Origin of the sequence: Granulosicoccus antarcticus IMCC3135, from assembly GCF_002215215.1 — a bacterium.
Classification (GTDB): Bacteria; Pseudomonadota; Gammaproteobacteria; order Granulosicoccales; family Granulosicoccaceae; genus Granulosicoccus; species Granulosicoccus antarcticus.
On the sequence record NZ_CP018632.1, the window covers coordinates 3,175,478 to 3,195,851 of the forward strand.

At 52.2% G+C, this 20,374-nt stretch carries 20 protein-coding genes; 12 read left to right on the forward strand and 8 right to left on the reverse strand.

What is annotated here, in order from left to right:
• Positions 1 to 56 precede the first annotated feature (56 nt).
• Both IMCC3135_RS13675 and IMCC3135_RS13680 read left to right on the forward strand, forming a co-directional pair.
• Complete coding sequence (locus tag IMCC3135_RS13675) at positions 57 to 1,421, forward strand: selenium-binding family protein (RefSeq protein ID WP_088918134.1); 1,365 nt, start codon at positions 57 to 59, stop codon at positions 1,419 to 1,421.
• A gap of 54 nt (positions 1,422 to 1,475) precedes the next feature.
• Positions 1,476 to 1,829, forward strand: coding sequence for a 2Fe-2S iron-sulfur cluster-binding protein (locus IMCC3135_RS13680; RefSeq protein ID WP_088918135.1), 354 nt, complete (start codon positions 1,476 to 1,478; stop codon positions 1,827 to 1,829).
• A 38-nt stretch (positions 1,830 to 1,867) separates the two neighbouring features.
• On the opposite strand, the gene IMCC3135_RS34985 is transcribed toward IMCC3135_RS13680, so the two are convergent.
• The 7 genes from IMCC3135_RS34985 to IMCC3135_RS13715 all read right to left on the reverse strand — a co-directional run bounded on the left by IMCC3135_RS34985 (position 1,868) and on the right by IMCC3135_RS13715 (position 9,437).
• Positions 1,868 to 3,472, reverse strand: a complete 1,605-nt coding sequence (locus IMCC3135_RS34985; protein ID WP_088918136.1) for a sensor histidine kinase — start codon at positions 3,470 to 3,472, stop codon at positions 1,868 to 1,870.
• A gap of 31 nt (positions 3,473 to 3,503) precedes the next feature.
• On the reverse strand, positions 3,504 to 4,313 hold the full coding sequence (locus tag IMCC3135_RS13690; RefSeq protein WP_088918137.1) for a phosphate/phosphite/phosphonate ABC transporter substrate-binding protein: 810 nt from the start codon (positions 4,311 to 4,313) through the stop codon (positions 3,504 to 3,506).
• A 34-nt stretch (positions 4,314 to 4,347) separates the two neighbouring features.
• Entirely contained in the window at positions 4,348 to 5,649 is a 1,302-nt protein-coding gene (gene nosR / locus IMCC3135_RS13695; RefSeq protein ID WP_088918138.1) for a response regulator c-di-GMP phosphodiesterase, NosR family, read from the reverse strand.
• Positions 5,650 to 5,905: 256 nt separating this feature from the next.
• Positions 5,906 to 6,343, reverse strand: a complete 438-nt coding sequence (trxC, locus tag IMCC3135_RS13700; RefSeq protein WP_088918139.1) for a thioredoxin TrxC — start codon at positions 6,341 to 6,343, stop codon at positions 5,906 to 5,908.
• A gap of 251 nt (positions 6,344 to 6,594) precedes the next feature.
• Entirely contained in the window at positions 6,595 to 7,887 is a 1,293-nt protein-coding gene (locus tag IMCC3135_RS13705) for a TRAP transporter large permease (protein ID WP_088918140.1), read from the reverse strand.
• Positions 7,877 to 8,410, reverse strand: coding sequence for a TRAP transporter small permease (locus IMCC3135_RS13710; RefSeq protein ID WP_088918141.1), 534 nt, complete (start codon positions 8,408 to 8,410; stop codon positions 7,877 to 7,879). The genes IMCC3135_RS13705 and IMCC3135_RS13710 overlap by 11 nt, the downstream gene beginning before the upstream one ends.
• A 49-nt stretch (positions 8,411 to 8,459) precedes the next feature.
• Entirely contained in the window at positions 8,460 to 9,437 is a 978-nt protein-coding gene (locus IMCC3135_RS13715; protein WP_205738037.1) for a TRAP transporter substrate-binding protein, read from the reverse strand.
• A 208-nt stretch (positions 9,438 to 9,645) separates the two neighbouring features.
• Here IMCC3135_RS13715 and IMCC3135_RS13720 point away from each other — a divergent pair, with 208 nt between their 5' ends.
• A complete protein-coding gene (locus IMCC3135_RS13720; protein ID WP_088918142.1) occupies positions 9,646 to 10,383 on the forward strand; it encodes a glucosamine-6-phosphate deaminase in 738 nt (245 codons plus the stop codon).
• 56 nt (positions 10,384 to 10,439) lie between these two features.
• On the opposite strand, the gene IMCC3135_RS13725 is transcribed toward IMCC3135_RS13720, so the two are convergent.
• Entirely contained in the window at positions 10,440 to 11,606 is a 1,167-nt protein-coding gene (locus IMCC3135_RS13725; RefSeq protein ID WP_088918143.1) for an ROK family protein, read from the reverse strand.
• A gap of 316 nt (positions 11,607 to 11,922) precedes the next feature.
• Between IMCC3135_RS13725 and IMCC3135_RS13730 the strand changes: the two genes are divergently transcribed.
• From IMCC3135_RS13730 to IMCC3135_RS13770, 9 genes are all read left to right on the forward strand, one after another.
• Positions 11,923 to 12,918, forward strand: coding sequence for an N-acetylglucosamine-6-phosphate deacetylase (locus tag IMCC3135_RS13730; RefSeq protein ID WP_088921838.1), 996 nt, complete (start codon positions 11,923 to 11,925; stop codon positions 12,916 to 12,918).
• 691 nt (positions 12,919 to 13,609) lie between these two features.
• Positions 13,610 to 14,269 carry a TetR/AcrR family transcriptional regulator gene (locus IMCC3135_RS13735; RefSeq protein WP_157735973.1) on the forward strand — a complete coding sequence of 220 codons (660 nt, stop codon included), beginning with the start codon at positions 13,610 to 13,612 and terminating at the stop codon, positions 14,267 to 14,269.
• Complete coding sequence (locus IMCC3135_RS13740) at positions 14,266 to 15,039, forward strand: ABC transporter ATP-binding protein (RefSeq protein ID WP_088918145.1); 774 nt, start codon at positions 14,266 to 14,268, stop codon at positions 15,037 to 15,039. Before IMCC3135_RS13735 ends, IMCC3135_RS13740 begins: the two co-directional genes overlap by 4 nt.
• Complete coding sequence (locus tag IMCC3135_RS13745) at positions 15,032 to 15,748, forward strand: ABC transporter ATP-binding protein (RefSeq protein ID WP_088918146.1); 717 nt, start codon at positions 15,032 to 15,034, stop codon at positions 15,746 to 15,748. The genes IMCC3135_RS13740 and IMCC3135_RS13745 overlap by 8 nt, the downstream gene beginning before the upstream one ends.
• Complete coding sequence (locus tag IMCC3135_RS13750) at positions 15,745 to 16,608, forward strand: branched-chain amino acid ABC transporter permease (protein ID WP_088918147.1); 864 nt, start codon at positions 15,745 to 15,747, stop codon at positions 16,606 to 16,608. The genes IMCC3135_RS13745 and IMCC3135_RS13750 overlap by 4 nt, the downstream gene beginning before the upstream one ends.
• Positions 16,605 to 17,507, forward strand: coding sequence for a branched-chain amino acid ABC transporter permease (locus tag IMCC3135_RS13755; RefSeq protein ID WP_088918148.1), 903 nt, complete (start codon positions 16,605 to 16,607; stop codon positions 17,505 to 17,507). The genes IMCC3135_RS13750 and IMCC3135_RS13755 overlap by 4 nt, the downstream gene beginning before the upstream one ends.
• A 33-nt stretch (positions 17,508 to 17,540) precedes the next feature.
• Positions 17,541 to 18,749 (forward strand): ABC transporter substrate-binding protein, encoded by a 1,209-nt coding sequence (locus tag IMCC3135_RS13760; protein ID WP_088918149.1) that lies wholly within the window; start codon positions 17,541 to 17,543, stop codon positions 18,747 to 18,749.
• A gap of 59 nt (positions 18,750 to 18,808) precedes the next feature.
• Entirely contained in the window at positions 18,809 to 19,354 is a 546-nt protein-coding gene (locus tag IMCC3135_RS13765) for a carboxymuconolactone decarboxylase family protein (protein ID WP_088918150.1), read from the forward strand.
• 21 nt (positions 19,355 to 19,375) lie between these two features.
• Positions 19,376 to 20,284, forward strand: coding sequence for an MBL fold metallo-hydrolase (locus IMCC3135_RS13770; protein WP_088918151.1), 909 nt, complete (start codon positions 19,376 to 19,378; stop codon positions 20,282 to 20,284).
• The last annotated feature ends 90 nt before the right edge of the window (positions 20,285 to 20,374 follow it).

Sequence of the window (20,374 nt, forward strand, 5' to 3'; positions counted from 1 at the left end):
ATTTCCGGGAAAAGGCATCCCGGTCATTCCATCAATAACGAGTGGAGATATCAGGCATGTCCGAAGCGAATGGAAGTTGTTGCGCTGGCCCCGGCTACGCATCGCCGCAAGAGGCGATCAAGGCACCGCGGGAGAAAGTGGTGTACACAATCTGCATCTATACCGGCACAGGGGTCGAGAAGCCCGATTATCTGGCCACGATTGATGTCGATGAAGCGAGCTCGACCTACGGCCAAGTGGTTCATCGAACCGAAATGCCGATCATCGGTGATGAACTGCATCATATGGGCTGGAACGCATGCTCCTCATGCAACGAGGACGGCAGCATGGAGCGCAAGTACCTGATCATTCCCGGGGTACGCACCACTAATTTCTATATAGTCGATACCGCGACAGATCCCCGCAAGCCCACCCTGTTCAAGACCATTGACGGCGATGAAATCAAGGCAAAGACCAACCTGTCGGCCCCCCACACCGTACATTGTCTGGGCTCCGACATCATCGTGTCGATGCTGGGTGACGCCGATGGCAATGGGCCGGGTGGCTTTCTGCATCTGACCAAGGATTTCGAGATAGTCGGTCGCTGGGAAAAAGACCTTGGAGAGATGAAATACAACTACGACTTCTGGTATCAGCCACGGCACAATATGATGATCTCAACGGAATGGGCGTCACCAAACACGTTCATGCCAGGCTTCGATCTGGAGGATGTGGCACGCGGCAAATACGGCCAGCACGTTCACTTCTGGGACTTTAAAAACCGCACGGTCGAGAACAGTATCGACCTGGGGGAAGAGGGAATGATCCCGCTCGAGGCACGCTTTCACCATAACCCGGATAGCACTCACGGGTTTGTCGGCGCTGCACTGGCGTCCAATATATTCCATTTCCACAGGGACAACGGCAAGATCGAAATCAACAAGGTCATCGATGTACCGACTGTGGATGTCGAAGGTTTTCCGGTGCCGATGCCAAGCCTGATCACCGATATTCTGGTGTCCATGGACGATAAGTTCCTCTACTTTTCGAACTGGCTGCACGGCGACTTGCGCCAGTATGATATCTCCGACCCGGCAAACCCGAAGCTGACAGGCCAGGTCTGGATAGGCGGCTTGCTTGGCAAAGCGCCAGAGGTCAATGGACACTCGGTTGATGGTGCGCCACAAATGATCCAGTTGTCGCTCGATGGCAAGCGGCTTTATGTCACGACCTCACTGTTCTCTACCTGGGACAATCAGTTCTATCCTTCGATGAAGGAAAAGGGTGGAATCATGTTGATCGTCGATTGTGACAATGAGAATGGGGGTATGACGATCCGAGAGGATTTCATCGTCGACTTCAACGATGAACCGCACGGGCCAGCGCGAGCACATGAGACCCGCTATCCCGGCGGTGACTGCTCCTCAGATATCTGGGTTTGAATCGGATTTCCCGGCCCGTATGACGGGCCGGGCTGTTTCGCAGCGGGAGGTTTCATGCGTAAACACAAGGTGACGCTTCGGAATCGTAATGGCGTGAGCTTCGAAGTCGGTGAGAACGAGGCAATTATCGATGTTGTCGAGGCGGCGGGCTACGTATTGCCTATCGGCTGTCGCTACGGCGGCTGCATTACCTGCGCTGCCAAAATGATCTCGGGGTCGGTTCGTCAGCCCCAGGCCACTGCGATCAACAAACGGCAGTCGTCCGAAGGCTATGTGCTGCTCTGTGTGGCTCGTCCCAAAGAAGATTGCGTCTTCGACGTTGGTGTCGAAAGCCATGACAGGCTTTACACAAATCCTTTCGCCAGCGCCGCTGCTGTCGATCAACTTGAACGAGTCCGCGGGAAGTGAACGGGCGTGAGAGACCGAGCGCGTGGCTTTACTCAGATTCAGGAGCTGACCGGCAACAGAATGGTGAAAGTGGTGCCTTTACCTTCCTCACTTGAAACCAGGATCTCGCCTCCATGATCTTCAACGATCCCGAATGAAATTGACAATCCCAGCCCTGTGCCTTCTCCTACGGGTTTTGTAGTAAAGAATGGGTCAAAAAGCTTTTCAATATCTTCTGGTTTGATTCCATAGCCGTCGTCAGTGACTCTTATTCTGATCTTGTCATCGATGTCGTCAGTAGAGATTGAGACTGTGCCTCCTTCTTCTATTGCTTGACCCGCATTCATTAGCAGGTTGAGAAATACCTGATTCAGCTCTCCTGTATTGCCACGTACCAATGAGCGACTCAATAGCTCAGTGTGAACATTGCATTTGTACTTCAGCTCGTTATTGACGATTTTTAGTACCGTCGAGATGATTTCATTGGTATCGCAGTCAACCTTGTTTTCTGTGTTTGTGCGAGAGAAGTTCTTCAAGCCGTGGACGATATCGCGAACTCGGGTGGTGCCATCTATCGAGTCTTTAAGAAGTTCTTCGATATCATCATTGATGAAAGCAATGTCCTCCTTTTTCTCCTGTTGTTCTATCTCTGCGGCGATCAGTATTGCTTGATCCGCGTCTGCTGTCGAAAGCTTTTTGTAGTTATGTAGAAGATTCTGGTAAACCCCTACGTACTCTGAAAGGGTATTGAGATTGCTGCGTACAAACCCGATTGGATTGTTGATCTCGTGGGCTACGCCCGCCGCTAGTTGACCGACCGATGCCAGCTTTTCTGATTGAACAAGTCTTGCCTGAGTTTGTGCGACTTGATCGTTTGCAGCACTTAACTGATGGATTTGAGCATTGATTTTCTCTGTGCGACGCTCAACTCTTTGCTCAAGCGTTCGGTTCAACTCTTGTAGCAGTGCATCTTTTTCATTGCGTGATTTTTCAGACAGAGACAAGGCTTCACTCATCTGGTTGAAGGCCTTGGCAACATCGGAGACTTCGTCATTGGATGTTATTTCTATCTGGACCGAATAGTCGCCACTGGAGATCATCTTCGCTGATTTTTGCAGAACCTTCAGCTGTTGTGTCAGGTAGGTTCCCAGTAGAAGCGAGAAGAGCGCAACTAGCGTCATCTCGACAGCTGCAATAATCAGGCTTTGGCGCCGACTCGCATTTATTGTTTCCTGGATGTTGTCGGTATTGATACCGAGCTGAACAGAGCCGTAGCTTATGCCGTTTTCACTTATTTCTGCTGATGTGTCAAAAACATGATCGTCAACACTTTCAAGCGATAGGTCTTCTTGAAAATCTCGCTCCAGGAATATGACATTTCCTAATTCGGAGAAAACCAATCCACTGGCATCGAGAACCCTGACATATTCAATGTCCGGGTTGACCATAAGCTCCTCGCTGAAAGCTTCGAGCGATGCCAGATCGTAGGACAGTACTGGGTCTTTCGTGGTCGTCGCAAACAATGTAGCCGTGGTGTGAGCCCGCTTTAACAGAGCATCACCAGCACTGTCATTCATGAAGCCCAGTACAGTGAGAATCAGATAGGCAAGTAATACTGCCTCAATGAGTGCAATGCCAATGACAGTTTTGAATTTAAGAGACATCGGAAAACTCTGAGGATTTATCAGTCGAGAGCTATTCGGTCAGAATATTTATGTTGAGGTCTCGCACGTCATCCCAGTCTTCATCCGTTGCTGGCTCAATGCCTGCAAAGCGAATGCTCTTCAACAATTCCACACCGCTTTCAGTGTTCTTCAGTTCTATGAGTGCTTTCTGTAGTGCCAGTCTGTCTGCTTCGGGAACATCGGGATGGGCGGCAAATGCATGTGGCGTGTATTTTTCGGTTTTCCACAATATCCTCAAGTTCTTGCGAACATCAGGGTCAGTGTTGTTGAAGGTTCGCATGACGCCACCACCCGCGGGCATCAGGCCGCGGGATACCGTCATGTACACAGAGTCATGCGATGAGACATAGCGTGGTTCGTACTTGATATTGCTGTTGTTGAGTTTTGCCTGTGGCAACAGGGAGGCGGCAAAAGCGGCAGGAGAGGGGAAGGCCAGCGTTGAGCCGTCCAGTTCCTCAAGTGTTTGCAGCTTGCTATCCTTGTGCACAACAACAATACCTTGTATCGACTTGTTTTCCTGATGTGCGATGGCGAGGTAACCAGGCGACTCGTTGAACACTGTAAAATGATAGGGATTCATATAAGCAAAAGCGTAGTTTCCCGCAGCCAGCCTGGCTTCAAAAGTCGGTATGTTCTTCGCTGTTGCAAATTTCAGAGTAAAACCTGAATCCTCACTGAGCCGGGCGAGAATGGGGCCCCATAGGCGGGCCAGCTTTTTTGCCGATTGCTGGGGAACAATACCGAAAGTATATTCTTTAGCATGGACACCGGGACTGAGAAGCAATGAGACGGCCAAGCCGATGGTCAGACACACTTTCATATTCTAGTCTCTCTATGACTCAGACTGGTTGTTTCTACCCGCGAATGTATACAGTTATTTCTTCTTCAAACGACTGTTGCAGTTGTGTCAACTTCAAAAGCAGAGAATCAGAGATTACTTTGTCTTTTGCAATTATCAATACGCCACTAGGGTCGCAAATATCCCGAGATAGCCTATTTCCTTGTCGTAAGGAGTTAATACATGTCTTGCGTTCTGCCAGGTCGTTTGCCGTTCTTTTCGGGTTATCCAGCCATGCCAGAAACTGGGTCACCACTTGCCCGTCATATCGCTTGCCTGATTCTTTTAGCAGGTACTTTCGAGCCTCAGCAGCCGTCAGGCGTTCACTAATAATCCGTCCGTCCTGAAGATCAATATAGGCCTTCGTGACAGCTAGAATACGGGACGACATCGGAATCTGTTCGGCGCTCATCTGATCAGGAAATCCGGTGCCGTCCATACGCTCACAATGATGCCTTATGGTAATAGCCGCCTGGCTCAGTGGCTCAAGGCTGAGCAATGTTGCTTCGGCCACGATAGGGTGTCGTTGATATTCCCGCTGTGAATTGGCTTCCAGACAAGTGTAAGGCAGCTGAACGGATTCGTCAGACAGGCCTAGCTTGCCAATGTCACACAACAAGGCGGCGTTATACAAAGATTCGCAGATGTTCTTGTCCAGCCCCATATTCTGGCCCACTGCTCTGGAATCCAGTGCCACTGATGCCCTTGAGGTCAAACCGCTGCGTGACTGCACTATGCGGGAAAATACTTCAATAGTTGCAGCATAGCCAGACTTCAATAAATCATGCGCTTCGGCAGTCCTTTGTCGTGCGAATTCAATTTCCCTGGTGCGCTCTTCTACCTTTTTCTCAAGACTTTCATTCAATATCGAGAGCTCTTCATTCTGTTGGGCATTCAGTAATTCGAGGTGGGCTTTTTCCTCCAGCAAGCGTTTATTCTGAAGGGCCTGTTCAACGCAAATTATTATGTCGGAATCATCCCAGGGCTTGGTGAGATACCGGGATATCTCACCCTGATTGATGGCCTCTATGGCCGATGACAGATCAGCGTAGCCCGTCAAAAGCATGCGTACGGTCGCAGGCCATTGCTTTGCAACCGTTGACAAAAACGCCGCACCATCCATGGCAGGCATTCGCATGTCACTGATGACTATATCGATCTTCTCCTCGGCGAGCAGAGTCAATGCCTCTGCACCAGAGTTCGCTAGGTGTATTTTGTATCCGGTGGACCTGAACAGTCGGTTCAAGGAGTTCAAAATTGGACGCTCGTCATCAACAAACAGTATCTGGGCCTGCTCGTGCTGTAATACTGCGTTCATGTCATTTGTCCTCTATCACCGCTAGGTTCATTCTCCATCCAGAGATGAGTGTTTTCTTCAGCGAGCAAGCGTTCAGTGGGCACTACGTATTTTCATGCAGGCAATCACCTTATCGGATGAAAGGTGCAGGGAGTTAAGGGATCAAGGGGATAAATGGCCTGCCGCGGGTCGACACTTTGAAGTGGGTTGGTATGTAGCCCCCTTTTTAAGCCACATCGTCCTATGAGTCGCTAGACTCTCTGGCCTGCCTCATCTCTCACACATGAGTCTTTATCCAACCGAGAATCTGCTGCTCGCTCATAACGCCCATGCGCCGGGCGATCTCCTTGCCATTGATGAAAAGGGCAAGGGTAGGGAGACTGCGAATCTGATGCTGTGCGGCTTGCTGGGGATAGGCCTCAGTATCGAGCTTGGCAAAACGCACTCCTGGTCCGGCTAACGCAGCCGCACTTTTGAATGAGGGCGCCATTTGCTGGCAGGGGCCGCACCATGCAGCCCAGAAATCAACCAGCAGGGGTAGCTCATCCTTTTTCATGAGTGCATCAAGCTGGGCACCATTGAGTTCCAGAGGATGGCTACTGAGTAGCTTCTTCTTGCATTTCCCACACGATGGTCCATCGCCCAATCTGGCGCGCGGCACACGATTAGTCGTGCTGCAGAAAGGGCATACCAGGATGAGATTGTTGTCGGTCATGGTTTCTCTCACTTGACAAATTAGTTGGCGAATTCACTCATAAGTAGTAATCAATCCGCAATGAATCAATGCCCCAGGTCTTCTGTCACCCCATCTACGTAGTGGCGATCCTTTGGTGTTAATTGCTCAGGTGCAATCGGATCTCAGAGGTCCAACTTGTCGTTGTTTACGCAGCCGCTGGAAGTCAACCGGACTAGATGGATCGCTATGCATGCTTCGAACCCCCAGCGCTTATGCGTGTCTGTCAGCTCTCAACGCAACAACGCAGGCAACGTCAATGAAAATGCCGGAATATAAGTAACCAACAACAAAACAACAACCATCGCCGCGTAGAACGGTACCAGGCTGCGAACAGTTTTCTCCAAACTGATTCGGCCAATGCCAGCGCCCACCAGCAAGGATGTGCCGACGGGCGGTGTACAAAGCCCAATGCCCAGGTTCAGAATCATGATGATGCCGAAGTGTATGGGGTCGACTCCCACCTGTACAACAATGGGGAGCAGTATCGGGGTCAGCAGCAAGATCAGAATGCCCATGTCCATCAGCATGCCGAGTATCAGCAGCAACACGTTGACGGCGAGCAATACAAACAGTCGATCGTCTGATACGGAAAAAATGGCTTGGGTCAAAAAATCCGGCACTCGAAGGTAGGAGAGTAGAAAGCCGAACACAGAGGAGGTCATGATGATGGCTGTGACCATGGCAAGGGTGGTGAGTGTGGTCGAGAAAATACGTCCCACCGCTTTAAAGGTCAGGCTGCGATACCAGAACAGTGTAACCAGCAAAGCGTAGACGACGGCGACGGCCGCAGATTCTGTGGCGGTGAATACGCCAGTCAGGATGCCACCGATAATGATCACGATGGTGAAGAGTCCGATAGCGGCATCGGCGATGACGGCAAGGGCTTCACGGCGCGTATATTTACCGCCTAGCGGGTGACCATGTTTGCGTGCCATCACGTAGCAAATAATCATCAGTGACAGGCCGAGCAGTAGTCCGGGTACATAGCCCGCCAAAAAGAGGGTGGAGATCGGTAATCCACCCGCAGCCAGAGAGTAGTAGATCATGTTCTGGCTTGGGGGAATCAACACCCCTTGTACGGATGAAGTAACGGTGACCGAGACCGAATAGCCGGCAGGGTAGCCACTGCGTTTCATGGCAGGAATGAGAAAGGAGCCCACGGAGGCAACGTCTGCCACTGAGGAGCCGGATATACCGCCGAACAGTGTGCTGGCAACAACGTTGCCCTGAGCCAGGCCGCCACGCATTCGGCCGACCAGTACATCAGCAAGGCGTACCAGTCGATCGGAGATGCCGCCTTCTGTCATGATATTGCCGACCAGTATGAAAAACGGCACAGCAAGAAAGGTAAAGGAGTTGAGCCCGTTGACCATGCGTTGCGCAATCATCAGCATCGGCAGGTTCAGGTAGTGTGCGGTTGCCAGTGATGAGAGGCCCAATGCAAAAGCCACTGGTACACGAAGCAGCATGAGGGCAACGAAAAGCCCCAGTAGGAGCGTTATGCCAAGCGTGTCAATTGGCATTGGATGTTTCCGTAGAGTCGAGGGGTTCGGGGGCAATATCGCCCAGAAGCAGGTTGGCTGCCGCGTTCAAGGTGCCTAGAGTGCCCCCGACAATAGTGGGTAAATACAGCAAGGATTTTGGTAGTGATGAGGCGGGAAGTACTTGTACGCCCACCAGTTTGATCAGGTCGCCGGCATGAAGCATGACTGTGAACATGAAGTATCCCATCGCCAGTTGGGCCAGGACGTCCAAGGCGGTTGCCAGTGGTCCGGGTAGCAAGTCACGAAAGAAGGTAATGGCCACGTGCTCATGTCGGCGGATGCCGATAGCCACGGCAAGCAGGCCAAACCAGATAAGGCAAAGCAAGGCTACCTCCTCAGACCAGCTCGTTGGTGAGTTGAGGGCAAAGCGAAGGAATACCTGGGCTACGGTGATCGTCGTGATGATCACGAGCAGCCCATGGCAGATCAGGGCGGCGACGCTATTGAGCCTATCGATCCAGAGTCGTAAAACGCTGCGCCAGCTCGCCACCTTCTCATTCATCGCTTTTAATGTCCGCTATAGTCTGGATTGAGACGCCGGATGTACTATATCAGCGAGCCGCTTTGATGCGATCCAGAAGCGGTGCAAGCTCTGGAAATTCGTCATAGATTGGTTGTACGGCTTCCTGGAAAGGACCGTTGTCGATCTGTTGGACGGTTGCGCCACTGGCCTCAACGGTTTCCCGTGCCTTCGTGTTGGCTTCTCGCATGATCTCTCGTTCGTACAGGGCTGCTTCGTGTCCGGCTTTCAACAGTATTTCTTGCAGCTCTGGGGTGAAGGAGTCGAACTTGGCCTTGTTCATCAGCAATAAGGCAGGCGGACTCAGATGCGCATCTTCAACATAGTTTGGGGCAACTTCGTAGTGGCCTGATGTGTGGTAGCTGACATAGTCGTTTTCTGCGCCGTCGATAACGCCCGATTGCAGAGACGAATACACTTCGCCGTAGTTCATCGGCGTAGGTACTGCGCCGAGTAGCTCCATCATTCGAATGGAGATAGGGGCAGGTTGCACACGAATCTTCATGCCCTTCAGGTCTTCGATGCTTTTGATAGGTTTGCCTTCAACGGTATAAAAAGAGCGCGCACCTGCGTCCATATAGCCGAAGCCCATCAAGCCGATATCATGCAGGTCTTCCAGCACCTCTTTGCCAATGTCGCCATCGAGCACACGATACTTGTGGTCCCAGTCGCTGAAGATGTAGGGCAGTGTGAACGCACTCATTGATGGACTCACGTTGGCAAGGACCACGGAGTTGACTCGTGTCAGGTCGATGATGCCCACTTGTGCCTGTTCAATGGTTTCGGGCTCTTGCCCTAGTTGTGCGCCAGCGAACACTTGCACGATCACCTCACCTTCCGAGTACTGCTCGACAAGATCAGCGAAGTGATGCATGGCCACCGTCACGGGGTTGGACTCGGGCTGGTTTTCTGCTAAACGCAGTACGGTAGCAGCGTTGCTGACCTGTGGAATGGCCAGGGCAGCAGCAATCAGTGCGCCGAGAGCAGTTTGGCGAATACTTGTCATCATTTGTCAGATCTGTTCACAAGGCGAAGCAGCCTGTCGAAGATATTCGGTCATTCTCTGGTAGCTGTCAACTTAAAGAACACTGATGGTTCAAAATAATATGTCAAAAAAATGCTGGCTAAACTTGAATGATGATAAAGTCGATATCAATTATGAACTTTAATGTTCGTTAATAGTTTTCCAGTTTTGGCGACTGAATATTCGGAGAATCATGAGAGTCCAGATACACAAAGACAAGCAGGCGCTTGGCAAGCTCGCTGCGGAAGAGGGCGCGGCAGCAATACGAGTGGCCATTGCAGAAAAAGGGCATGCCGCGATCATCGTCGCGACCGGTGCCAGTCAGTTTGAAATGATCGACGTGCTGGTCGAGAGTGATGTTAACTGGAGTTGTGTCACCGTCTTTCATCTCGATGAGTATGTGGGGCTTGGTATCGACCATCCCGCCAGCTTCCGCCGCTATCTACAAGAGCGTTTTGTTGAACGAGTGTCCGGGCTCAAGGAGTTCGTACCTGTCAATGCCGATGCAGAGGATCTGGATGCAGAGATGCTGGCTCTGGGGCAGCGTATTGCGCAAGAGTCCATCGATGTGTGTTTTGCCGGTATCGGCGAGAACTGTCACCTTGCCTTTAATGATCCGCCAGCCGATTTTGAAACCAAATTACCCTATATCGTCGTCGAGCTGGATGAAGACTGTCGTCGTCAGCAAATGGGCGAGGGTTGGTTTTCCTCACTTGAAGAGGTGCCAAAACGTGCTGTATCCATGTCGATTCGACAGATCATGGCGTCGAGCAAGATCATCTTGTCAGTGCCTGACGAGCGTAAGGCACGTGCGGTGAAGAATGCTCTGGAAGGCCAGGTCAGCAATCGTTTCCCTGCCTCCATCGTTCAAGAGCATGCCGATACTGTCATGCATCTGGATCAGGCCTCGGCTTCGCTGTTGTCAGCGTAACGACGATTGTGTGTGGGACGGGATCCAGGGTGCTGTGCCAGTGTTGGCACCCTGTATCAGTGGTGTTCGTGTTGGAGTGAAGATTCCACCAGGCGCTGGAGCCCTGACTCCAGTGGTTGGTGCAGTGCTCCTATGATCTCGTCTTGCATGCTCGCTGAATTGACAGAAACCCGAATTCGCTCCTGGTTGTCGAGTAGTGATGCGGACTCGAAGGCCATGACGAATTTGCTGAAAATCAAGGGGTTCTGAACAAAAGGTCCGGTCAGAATGACTCTGTCAGGAAAAAACAGTTTGCACAGATTGGTGGTCACCCTCAGTACTTGCTTCAATCCTTCTGTCAGGACAGGGCTTTGCATAGGATCAACCTTGCTTAGCTGATCAGCAACGTCGTTCTCATTCAAGGCAAGCGAGGGGAATGTCTTTTTGAGCTCTTCCCCTATGGCCCAGAGTGCAGCGACGGTCTCAAGGCAATCGTGATTCCCACAGGTGCAAGGTTTGCCCTGTGCATTGCCCAGGCTCCAGTGGCCAATCTCGCAAAAACGCCCTCGGCTTTTGTTGACGATCACGCCATCCGCGCTGTATGAAGCGCCGATACCTTCGCCCCAATGCAGGAGCAGTGAGTTTTCGTTCTTGGCGTGCTTTTCGTTTATCTGGATACCGGATAGCTCTGCATCCAGATTACGTATTATGTCGATGCTGCAAGGCTGATCTGACAAGGCCTCTTTCAGGTTCAGATTCTTGAGCTTTGGCCAGCGAGAGGTAAAGCACCAGAGTGAGTTTGGTTTGTCCAGCAGGCCTGATATGGACAGCGTGATGGTGCTCAGCTCGATCCCTTGGGGTAATTGTTCCACTGTCGCGAGGACAAGCTTGCGGATGCAGTCGGCCATCTCCTTGTTGTCTGCATCAGGGGGTGGTGTGATCGACTGCTTGCCGATGACTCGGTAGGTCAGATCCACAGCATTGGCTACCAGAGTGCGATCTATCACGCCAATGACAATGCCGGCCAGGCGCAGATGGTTGAAGCTCAGTGAGGTGGCAGGTCTGCCTCGGCCTCGCGGTGGAGTCGTGTTTTCACGCAATATGTCCGAGCTTACAAGATTGCCGACCAGCTCCGATACGGTGGTCGATCGAAGCGACAAGGCCTTGCCGATTTCTCGACGGGTGGTTGCGAGCCCGGCACGTACCAGCTCGGAAACCGCTTGCAAGTCTTCTAACTGGCTCATACGGTTTTCTCAAATAGAAGGGAGTTCAGCGAGTCAGTAGTGGTGGCAAATGCCATCATGAGAAGGTAGGTTTCAAAGAAGTTGTCTCAAGTTTATATTTGCTGACAGGCGTTGTGTGAGTGCCGGCGTGAACTTTGGGATGACGCATCGTTGATCGACTCATGTTTTTGCTTTACATATTTGAACGAACGTGGTCGTAAAGCAATATATATCGCCAACGTATATTAAAAAGAACATAGAAAGCTTAGATTAATATTAAACAGTCAGGTTCTAATATATGTAATCATACACATTCTGTATGGATCCAGGCAACATCATGAAATCCGAAGGTCTATTTGATCTGCAAGTCAATGGCTATGCGGGAGTCGACTTTAATGACTCGTCCATAACCCCCGAACGGCTTGATCATGCGCTGGAGGCGATGTTGGCTGATGGCGTGACCGGCTGTCTGCCAACGCTGATAACAGCTTACCCTGAGGAGCTTGAACAGCGTTTTCAGGCACTGGATGCTGCAGTAGCGAACAGTAAATTGGGAGCCGCCATGGTTCCTGGCTATCACCTGGAAGGCCCTTTTCTGAATTCCGCAGAAGGCTACCGTGGATGCCATCCTCACGATGCGATGACAGACCCTGATGTCGCGTTGGTCGCTCGGCTGGGGGAGAGGCTGCATAAGCCGATTCTCCTGCTGACACTGGCACCGGAACGTGCTGGGTCTCGTGAGGCGATAACAGCCTTTCGTTCCATGGGAATTGTTGTTGCCATGGCTCATTCTCAGGCCAACTATGCGGAAGTGGAAATGGCTGCCGATGCAGGTTTGACATTATCGACCCATCTGGGTAATGGCCTTCCACAGCAACTCCACAAGGTCGACAATACGTTATTGGCACAACTGGCTGAACCTCGCTTGATGGCTTGTTTAATCGCCGACGGATTACACCTGTCGCCCAGCGCTCTGAAAGCGATGCTGCGCCTCAAGACTCATGATCGTTGTATTCTGGTTACAGATGCCGTGCTTGCGGCGGGAGCTGCACCCGGGAATTATTCATTTGCTGGTATGCCCGTGGTTCTGGATAATCAAGGCAGCGTCAGGCAAGCAGGTGCGTCGTCTCTAGCAGGTTCTGCCTTGTGCCTGGATCAAGCCGTGCGTAATGTGTGTGAATGGTCTGCGGCGACAGCTCCAGTAGCCGTTGGCATGGCATCCCTCAATCCGCGAAGAGCCATAGCGTCCGCGCTCGAGTTCCACTCCATCACATTGCGCGTCGGTGAGCTTGCCTGGAACTCTGCCATGCAGCCTGAATTGCAATCCCATTAAGTGGTGAGGAAGTTGAACACTGTGCTTGGCCGTGTGCAGTTTTCCAGGGTCAGATGAAGCACGAGTATATTTTTTTAAAATATTTTTCCAGCGATTCGATTTCGTGAAACAAAAAATAGTGCGCAATTCGCGTTGCCGTATTTCGTTTTCATGAACTGTTTGTTGTCGCAATTCGGCGTGTACGAATCGACGGTCACTCTGGTGTGGTGTGCACCAAGCTGATGCGAGCCGTTTTTATCCTGGCGGCTGTGGTCGTATGGCTGACGGAAATTATCATTTTTGATCTACCTGGATAATGAAATGAATCCAACTGACGAGCCGCCGATGTACTGAGTGTGGGCTGCTTGTCGAGCGGTAGGGACGTGTTTGTGGCTGTTTTTGTGTGACAACAGCAGGGGTCTGTCTCCATTCACACACCCCAGCACCAGCCTGGACGTTTGCGCCTCATTCTGGAGCGATTGAAAGATCGGGTGAGTTCGAGTGAAGAAGAATCGCTTGAAAATGCAAACGGATGTCGCCCCGGTTTGTGCAAGATACAGCCCGCTGAATTTGCACCAATGTGGTCGGACCTGGCAAAACGACCCCTTTTATTTCCCCACAAAAGCGTGTAGAACTGATTCAGCAGAAACAAACAATCACTACTGTTTGTAAGTTTCTAGTCATATGTTGCATGTGGGGGAGAGAGTCATCCATGTCCTATGAGAAACATCCGGCAACGGTAACAGTCAGTACCGGTAAGGACGCTGTCCGCCGAACACAGACTGAACGCTCTGCCGAAACGATCGATGCATTAAGGCATGCAACCATCGCTCTGATGACCGAGGTTGGTTTCGTTAACATGACCACCACGAGCATCGCGGAGCGGGCCGGTGTGTCGCGCGGTGCGATGTTGCATCACTTTGGCAACAAGGTAGCATTAGTGAAGTATGCCACCGGGGAAATGTGGAACGGTGTGGTTATCTCGACCGATGCCCTGCGTGCGCAATGCGATCCATACAAGCCTGACCCCAAGATGTTTGTTGACGCGTTGTGGAATGGTGCCATGGCGGCGACTCATGTCTCCGTGACGGCCGATATCACACTGGCGGCACGCGGCAATCCGGAACTCAAGGCTCATCTGGATAGTTGGGTGAGCCGGATGTTCAAAAGTTATAACGCGACGGGTAGGCATGCCTTCGGGAAAACAGGCTTGTCTAACAAAGAGTGTGATGCCTTGATCGCAACCATTGCTTCGACCTTACGCGGTCAGCGTGTTGCACAGATGTTTTCACCAAGTCCTGCGACCGACGTTGCTGTACGGGCAATGCTGACTCAGCTGTTGACTGATCGGCTAGAGAGGGCGGCACCATGAGCGTCATGCTGTCAGCAAGCGGATTGTCCCGGCGTTTTGGCGGTATTCAAGCCGTCAGCAATATGGGCCTTGAGGTGGCAACAGGTTCCATCACTGGCCTGATCGGGCCAAATGGTGCGGGCAAGTCAACCTTGTTCAATCTGTTGAGTGGTGTCATCCGTCCGCAAGCCGGGAAGGTACTGTACAAAGGGCAGGATGTGACTCGCCTGGCTCCTTACAAACGTGCCAGACTTGGCATGATAAGAACATTTCAGTTGTCCAGAGAGTTCGGACGACTGACGGTGCTGGAGAATCTGATGCTCTCCCCTCAGCAGCAGCTGGGCGAACAACTGTTTCCCTTGTTTTCCAAATCCAGAGCAGTCGCGCAAGCCGATGACGTGGTGTACGAGCGTGCTCTGGAAGTGATGGAAATTGCGGCATTGACAGATCTGCGGGATAAATACGCCGCTGATTTGTCCGGTGGCCAGAAAAAACTGCTGGAGCTTGCTCGGACACTGATGATTGATTGTGATCTGATCCTGCTGGACGAGCCGGGTGCAGGGGTGAATCCTGCATTGATGGGCACGCTGATGGACATGATCCGTCGTTTGAATACCGACTATGGCAAGACATTTCTGATCGTCGAACACGACATGGATCTGATCGGCAAGCTCTGTGATCCGGTGGTTGTCATGACGGAAGGAAGCTTTCTGTCAGCGGGCCCGTTTGATGACATCAGGGAAGATCCGCGTGTTATTGAAGCTTACCTGGGAGGCGTCCTACTTGACTGAAGCAATCTTATCCGTGTCCGATCTGCGCTCTGGATATGGGCGTACCGTGATCTGCGACGACATCTCCTTGCAGGTTCCTGCGGGTCAGATCAGTTGCATTATCGGGCCTAATGGTGCGGGAAAATCAACACTGCTGAAAACCATTGCCGGGGTGGTTCCGGCTATTGCCGGCAGCATCCGCGTCTCGGGGGCCGAAATAGCGGGCCTGCCTGCGGCTCAAGTGGCAGGCTCCGGCATGGCTTACGTCCCGCAAGAGGCGAATGTCTTCAGGGCGCTGACCACGCATGAAAATCTGGCGATGGGAGGCTGGCAGGACGAGAGTCGAATGCAGGCTGCCCGTGACAGAATCTATGAGATGTTCCCGGATCTGAAGCCCCTGGCGCGCGTTCCTGCGGGCAATCTGTCGGGCGGGCAACGGCAGATGGTGGCCTTCGGAATGGCCTTGATGCTGGAACCGAAAGTACTGCTTCTGGATGAGCCGTCTGCTGGATTGTCACCGCTGATGGTCGGCGAGATGTTTGAAACGGTTCGCCGCGTAAATGCAGAGGGCGTTGCCATCCTCATGGTGGAGCAGAACGCACTACAGGGTCTGAAAACGGCCCATGAAGGTATCGTCATGGCCTCTGGCCGAATTGCCATGCAGGGCACAGCATCGGAGCTGTTGAATTCAGCCGATGTCTCTGAACTCTATTTGGGATCGCGCATATGAATCTTCAGATATTTGTCAACGCGCTGGTGAATGCCGCCTTGATTGCACCACCCGCAATGGCGTTTTCATTGTTGTTTGGTGTTTTGAAGTTTCCGAACTTCGCCATCGGTGGCTATATCACCATCGGTGCCTTCGCAGCCTATACCTTCAACGTCCCCCTGGGTTTGCCCTTGCCATTGGCAACGATTGGTGCCATGGCTGTCACGGGGTTTGTCGTCTGGCTGGCGCATGTATGGGTGTTCAAGCCCATGCAGGCTCAGTCCGCTGTGACGCTGCTGGTTGTGTCCATCGCGCTGACTCTGATTCTGGAGAGTGTGGTGCGCTTGTTCTTTTCTGCTGATGTCCGTGGATTCGATATTCCACTGGAACGGCCCTGGAAATTTTGGGGTGCACGGATCACCAAAGAGCAGGTGCAGATCATCGCTTGTGCCGTGGTTCTGGGGACGGGCTTGCATGTGTTGCTGAGGCACACTCGTATTGGCCGCGCAATGCGAGCGGTTGCGGATAATCCGATGCTGGCGGCCATTCGTGGTGTGGATGCGGCAAAGATCACGGCGCTGACCACCATCTTGTGCGGTGCCATCTTCGGGCTGACCGGCGTTTTCGCCGGACTTGATCTGGTGATCGAACCTCTGGTGGGTTGGAATCTGACCATTCCGATTTTTGCTGCCGCGATTCTGGGCGGGATCGGATCTCCCTATGGGGCCATTCTGGGTGCCTTGTTACTGGGCTTGGCGGAGGAACTGACTATTCTGGTGTTGCCGTCGACCTACAAGATAGCCGTCGGTTTCGTGATCATCGCAATCTTTCTGTTGGTACGGCCGCAGGGTTTGTTCGGCACAGCTGAGATCAAAAAATGAGCGCTTATCTTGTATCAATGGCCACCTATGCTGGCTTTTTCATGATTCTTGCCCTGGCGTTGAACCTGCAGTGGGGATTGACGGGCATGGTCAATTTCGGCATCGCTGGATTTTATGCTCTGGGGGCTTATACATCGGGGCTGTTATCAGCCAAGGCCGGTTGGCCGCTGGGTCTGAGCATTCCCATGGCCATTGCTGCCGGGTTTGCGGCAGGTGGTCTGGTGGCACTGCTATCCATGCGATTACGGGAGGACTTCCTGGCCATTGTCACGCTGGGTGTGGGGGAAGTCATTCGTCTGATTGTACTGAACGAAGACCAGATTACGGAAGGGCCGCGTGGCCTCAGAATCGAGGCTCAACCTTTCCAGTCACTGGTTGAACCTGAAAACTATCCACTGTTCTATCTGTGTTTTGTCGCGGTGTTTGTTGCCATCACCTATTGGATCTGCGAGCGCATTCGTAAAGCGCCAATGGGGCGAACGCTACGTGCAATCCGGGAGGATGACGTTGTTGCCGGCGTGCTGGGCAAGAATGTGTTTCGTCATCGAGTGCAGATATTTGCCATTGGTGGCGGCTTCATGGGCTTGGCCGGCGCGCTGTATGCCCATTACACACAGAACATCAGTCCCGAGGTCTTCATGCCCACCGTGGCCATGTTCATCTGGATGTCAGTGATTGTTGGTGGTGCCGGCAACAACAGAGGCCTGCTGATTGGTGCGGGCACAGTGATCATGTTCCTGGAAGGCACCCGATTTATCGGTGACATCCTGCCTTGGCTGGATGCAGAAATCATGAGTTCGGTTCGCATCATAACCATCGGACTTCTATTGATTGTCACATTGCGCTTGCGGCCCAGAGGGCTGTTACCAGAGCCAAAATTTTCTTATACCAAACGCTAAGTTGTTGGATAACCTGAAAAGGAGATAGAAAAGATGACCTTTCACATGAATCGCCGTAGCTTTCTGGCTGCGGGAACTGCCGCGCTCATCGTCCCTAGCATCTTGCGTGCTCAAGAGAGTGAAATCACCATTGGTTCCCTGACACCCAATACCGGTGGTGGAGCGCCTTTTGGTCCGAACATCACTGCATCACACAAGCGGGTGGTTGATGCTGTCAATGCCGCTGGCGGCATTCTGGGGCGACAAGTTCGCCTGTATCAGGAGAATTCCGAGACTAACCCTGAAACGGCTGTTCGGGCGGCGGACAAGCTGATCAATGTCAATGGCGTGTGTGCCATCGTTGGTACATTTTCTTCATCTGTAACGCTGGGTGTCATGCCTAAATGTCAGGCGGCTAATGTGGTGCAGATGTGCACCTCATCCTCGTCCGACATTCCGGTGTCCGATGAAAAAGGGCTGGTGTTCAACTTTCAGCCGCTGTCTCCCATCTGGGGGCGAGCCATTGGAGAATTGGTCAAAGCCAGAGGCCTTGAAAGCTTTGGTCTGATGGCCCTCAATAATGATTTTACCCGTTCCATGATGGATGGTTTCATCGAGGTGGTCGGGCAGGAGGCATTGGTCAACGAACCGTTCTATTACAATGCACAGCAGTCAAGTTATCGATCTGAAGTCACGCAGTTGATCGAGAAGAACCCACAGGCGGTCTTCGTGCCATCTTATATAACCGATTTTACGGCGGTCTACAAAGAGCTCTATCGGCAGGGGTACGAAGGTACGGTTATCACGACATCGCTGTCAACGGGGCAACAGTTCAAGGATGCCATTGGTGACGCTGCGGATGGCATCGTTCATGGATTTCCGGTTCCGGCCATTAATTCGCCTGCTTACAAGGAATATCTGAAAGAGGCCGGGCTGGAAGAAACCAACTCTGTTCAGCACCCCTTCGGCACGGCAGGTCGTGATCAGCTGACCACCTTGTTGCTGGCGATTGAAAAGGCGGGCAGCACAGCAGGGTCGGATATTGCGAAGGCGGTATGGGAAGTGACTACCGGTGAAGGAAAAACCACCGTCTATAACCTGGCAGAAGGCCTGGCTGCGCTGCGTGAGGGCAAAGAGATTAACTATTCAGGGGCATCCGGCTCAATCGAGTTCGACGAGGAAGGGATGGTGCTGGGTCGTGATTTCCAGCTATCTGAAATTCGCGATGGCGAAGACGTTGTCATCGAACGCCTCGAATACTGAAACCCACAGGGGAGTGCAGGCTTTGCCGCTCCTCGCATTCAAAACCAGGAGTATGAATAATGGCACGTGTTAGTGATGTTGATATTTCGCAGGTACCGGATGATGTAAAGCCGATTTACGAGCGTTACGCCCGTGAGTACGGTCCGTTTTTGAACCAGGTGCGTGTGTTTGCTCATCGCCCGGTAGCGCTGAAACATATCATGGGCTTGCTGCTTGAGCTTCATGATGATGCGATTCTGCCCAAGCGATACCTGGAAATAGCAGTGGTTGTGGTGTCTACAATCAATCGCTGTGAATACTGCATTGCACATCATGCGCCTCGTGCACTGGAGCATGGCCTGAGTGCAGGGGCGATTGAAGATATTCTGAGCGAGGCGCCAGACGGCTTCGATGAACTGGATCTGTTGGTGCGTGATTACGCGGTGCAGGTGACTAATGATTTCAACAGGATGCGAGATGGCGTCTTTACTGAGTTGAAAAAGCATTTCAGCGAAGAGCAGATTGTCGAGTTGACGCTACGTATCGCCCTGTGTGGTTTCTTCAACCGCTTCAACGATTCATTGCAGATTGAAATGGAGGAGGGGGTAGAGCGTGTCCTCATCTGAGGGTCGCCCTGGAGAGACGTCATGAGAGATCGCAGTAAGGAAGGTCTTTGGGCCTGGAAGCAAAGCGAAAACAACAATCGGATGATTGCTCTGCAGAGCGCAGAGGTGCCGCAGGGTGAGGGCGAAGGTGCTATCAAACTGGCGTATTTTGGCGGATCCTGCTTTCGAATCACGACACCTGCCGGTATGAGCCTGATGATAGACCCCTGGCGAAATCCGCCCTGGGGGAGTTGGGATTGGTATCTGTATGATTTCCCGCAATGCGAGGTAGATATCGGTCTCTCGACGCATGCGCATTTTGATCACGACAATCTGCATTCACTGCATGCGAGCACACTGCTCGATAGATTGGTGGGGCGGTTCGAGTTCTCTGATGCGGTGGTGACAGGCATAGCCGATAAGCATGTGTCTGATTCTACGCATGGTGTCTACGATTGGGCAGGTTTGACTCGTAAGCTGACTCCGATGGAGACGGTGCCGCCCGATAACTGGCGATCCTTTGATAACTCTATACTGGTCGTGGAGGCGGCGGGCATTCGCATTTTGCACTGGGGTGATAATCGACCCAATCCACCGGACTCTGTCTGGCAGGCTTTGGGCCGAATCGATATTGCTCTATTGCCCATTGATGGCTCTCAGCATGTGCTTGGCTACGAGCACGTAGATGCTATCCGGAAGCGATTGAATCCGCGTATCACTATTCCGCATCACTATTTCGTCTGGAACATCACACACCGGGCCTCCACACTGCTGCCGCCAGATGAATGGATGGCGACACAGTCCAATGCGCGTTTCACTGATGCCGGGGAGATTTCCCTGTCTGTCAGCGAAGTGAAATCAGAAGAGAATCTGGCGTTGTGTTTTGGTGAAAAAGTGGCTTTTGATCCTGCGGCGGAACTGGCCAGAAAGTCTGAAGTTGGCGGCGCCTAGTGGGCGGATGTGATTTTCAACAGCAGATCGGTTTTATCACTTGAGCGCTGGAGATAGCTCCAACGCTCAAGTGCAGCCTCTCAGCTGCAA

Excerpts from the sequence above, each read along its gene's own strand:
- IMCC3135_RS13755 (WP_088918148.1), top strand. The coding sequence starts at position 16,605 with ATGAGCGCTTATCTTGTATCAATGGCCACCTATGCTGGCTTTTTCATG.
- IMCC3135_RS13750 (WP_088918147.1), top strand. The coding sequence starts at position 15,745 with ATGAATCTTCAGATATTTGTCAACGCGCTGGTGAATGCCGCCTTGATT.
- IMCC3135_RS13675 (WP_088918134.1), top strand. The coding sequence starts at position 57 with ATGTCCGAAGCGAATGGAAGTTGTTGCGCTGGCCCCGGCTACGCATCG.
- IMCC3135_RS13680 (WP_088918135.1), top strand. The coding sequence starts at position 1,476 with ATGCGTAAACACAAGGTGACGCTTCGGAATCGTAATGGCGTGAGCTTC.
- IMCC3135_RS13740 (WP_088918145.1), top strand. The coding sequence starts at position 14,266 with ATGAGCGTCATGCTGTCAGCAAGCGGATTGTCCCGGCGTTTTGGCGGT.
- trxC (WP_088918139.1), bottom strand. The coding sequence starts at position 6,343 with ATGACCGACAACAATCTCATCCTGGTATGCCCTTTCTGCAGCACGACT.
- IMCC3135_RS13730 (WP_088921838.1), top strand. The coding sequence starts at position 11,923 with ATGAAATCCGAAGGTCTATTTGATCTGCAAGTCAATGGCTATGCGGGA.
- IMCC3135_RS13770 (WP_088918151.1), top strand. The coding sequence starts at position 19,376 with ATGAGAGATCGCAGTAAGGAAGGTCTTTGGGCCTGGAAGCAAAGCGAA.
- IMCC3135_RS13720 (WP_088918142.1), top strand. The coding sequence starts at position 9,646 with ATGAGAGTCCAGATACACAAAGACAAGCAGGCGCTTGGCAAGCTCGCT.
- IMCC3135_RS34985 (WP_088918136.1), bottom strand. The coding sequence starts at position 3,472 with ATGTCTCTTAAATTCAAAACTGTCATTGGCATTGCACTCATTGAGGCA.
- IMCC3135_RS13715 (WP_205738037.1), bottom strand. The coding sequence starts at position 9,437 with ATGATGACAAGTATTCGCCAAACTGCTCTCGGCGCACTGATTGCTGCT.
- IMCC3135_RS13710 (WP_088918141.1), bottom strand. The coding sequence starts at position 8,410 with ATGAATGAGAAGGTGGCGAGCTGGCGCAGCGTTTTACGACTCTGGATC.
- IMCC3135_RS13735 (WP_157735973.1), top strand. The coding sequence starts at position 13,610 with ATGTCCTATGAGAAACATCCGGCAACGGTAACAGTCAGTACCGGTAAG.
- IMCC3135_RS13765 (WP_088918150.1), top strand. The coding sequence starts at position 18,809 with ATGGCACGTGTTAGTGATGTTGATATTTCGCAGGTACCGGATGATGTA.
- IMCC3135_RS13705 (WP_088918140.1), bottom strand. The coding sequence starts at position 7,887 with ATGCCAATTGACACGCTTGGCATAACGCTCCTACTGGGGCTTTTCGTT.
- IMCC3135_RS13690 (WP_088918137.1), bottom strand. The coding sequence starts at position 4,313 with ATGAAAGTGTGTCTGACCATCGGCTTGGCCGTCTCATTGCTTCTCAGT.
- IMCC3135_RS13760 (WP_088918149.1), top strand. The coding sequence starts at position 17,541 with ATGACCTTTCACATGAATCGCCGTAGCTTTCTGGCTGCGGGAACTGCC.
- nosR (WP_088918138.1), bottom strand. The coding sequence starts at position 5,649 with ATGAACGCAGTATTACAGCACGAGCAGGCCCAGATACTGTTTGTTGAT.
- IMCC3135_RS13725 (WP_088918143.1), bottom strand. The coding sequence starts at position 11,606 with ATGAGCCAGTTAGAAGACTTGCAAGCGGTTTCCGAGCTGGTACGTGCC.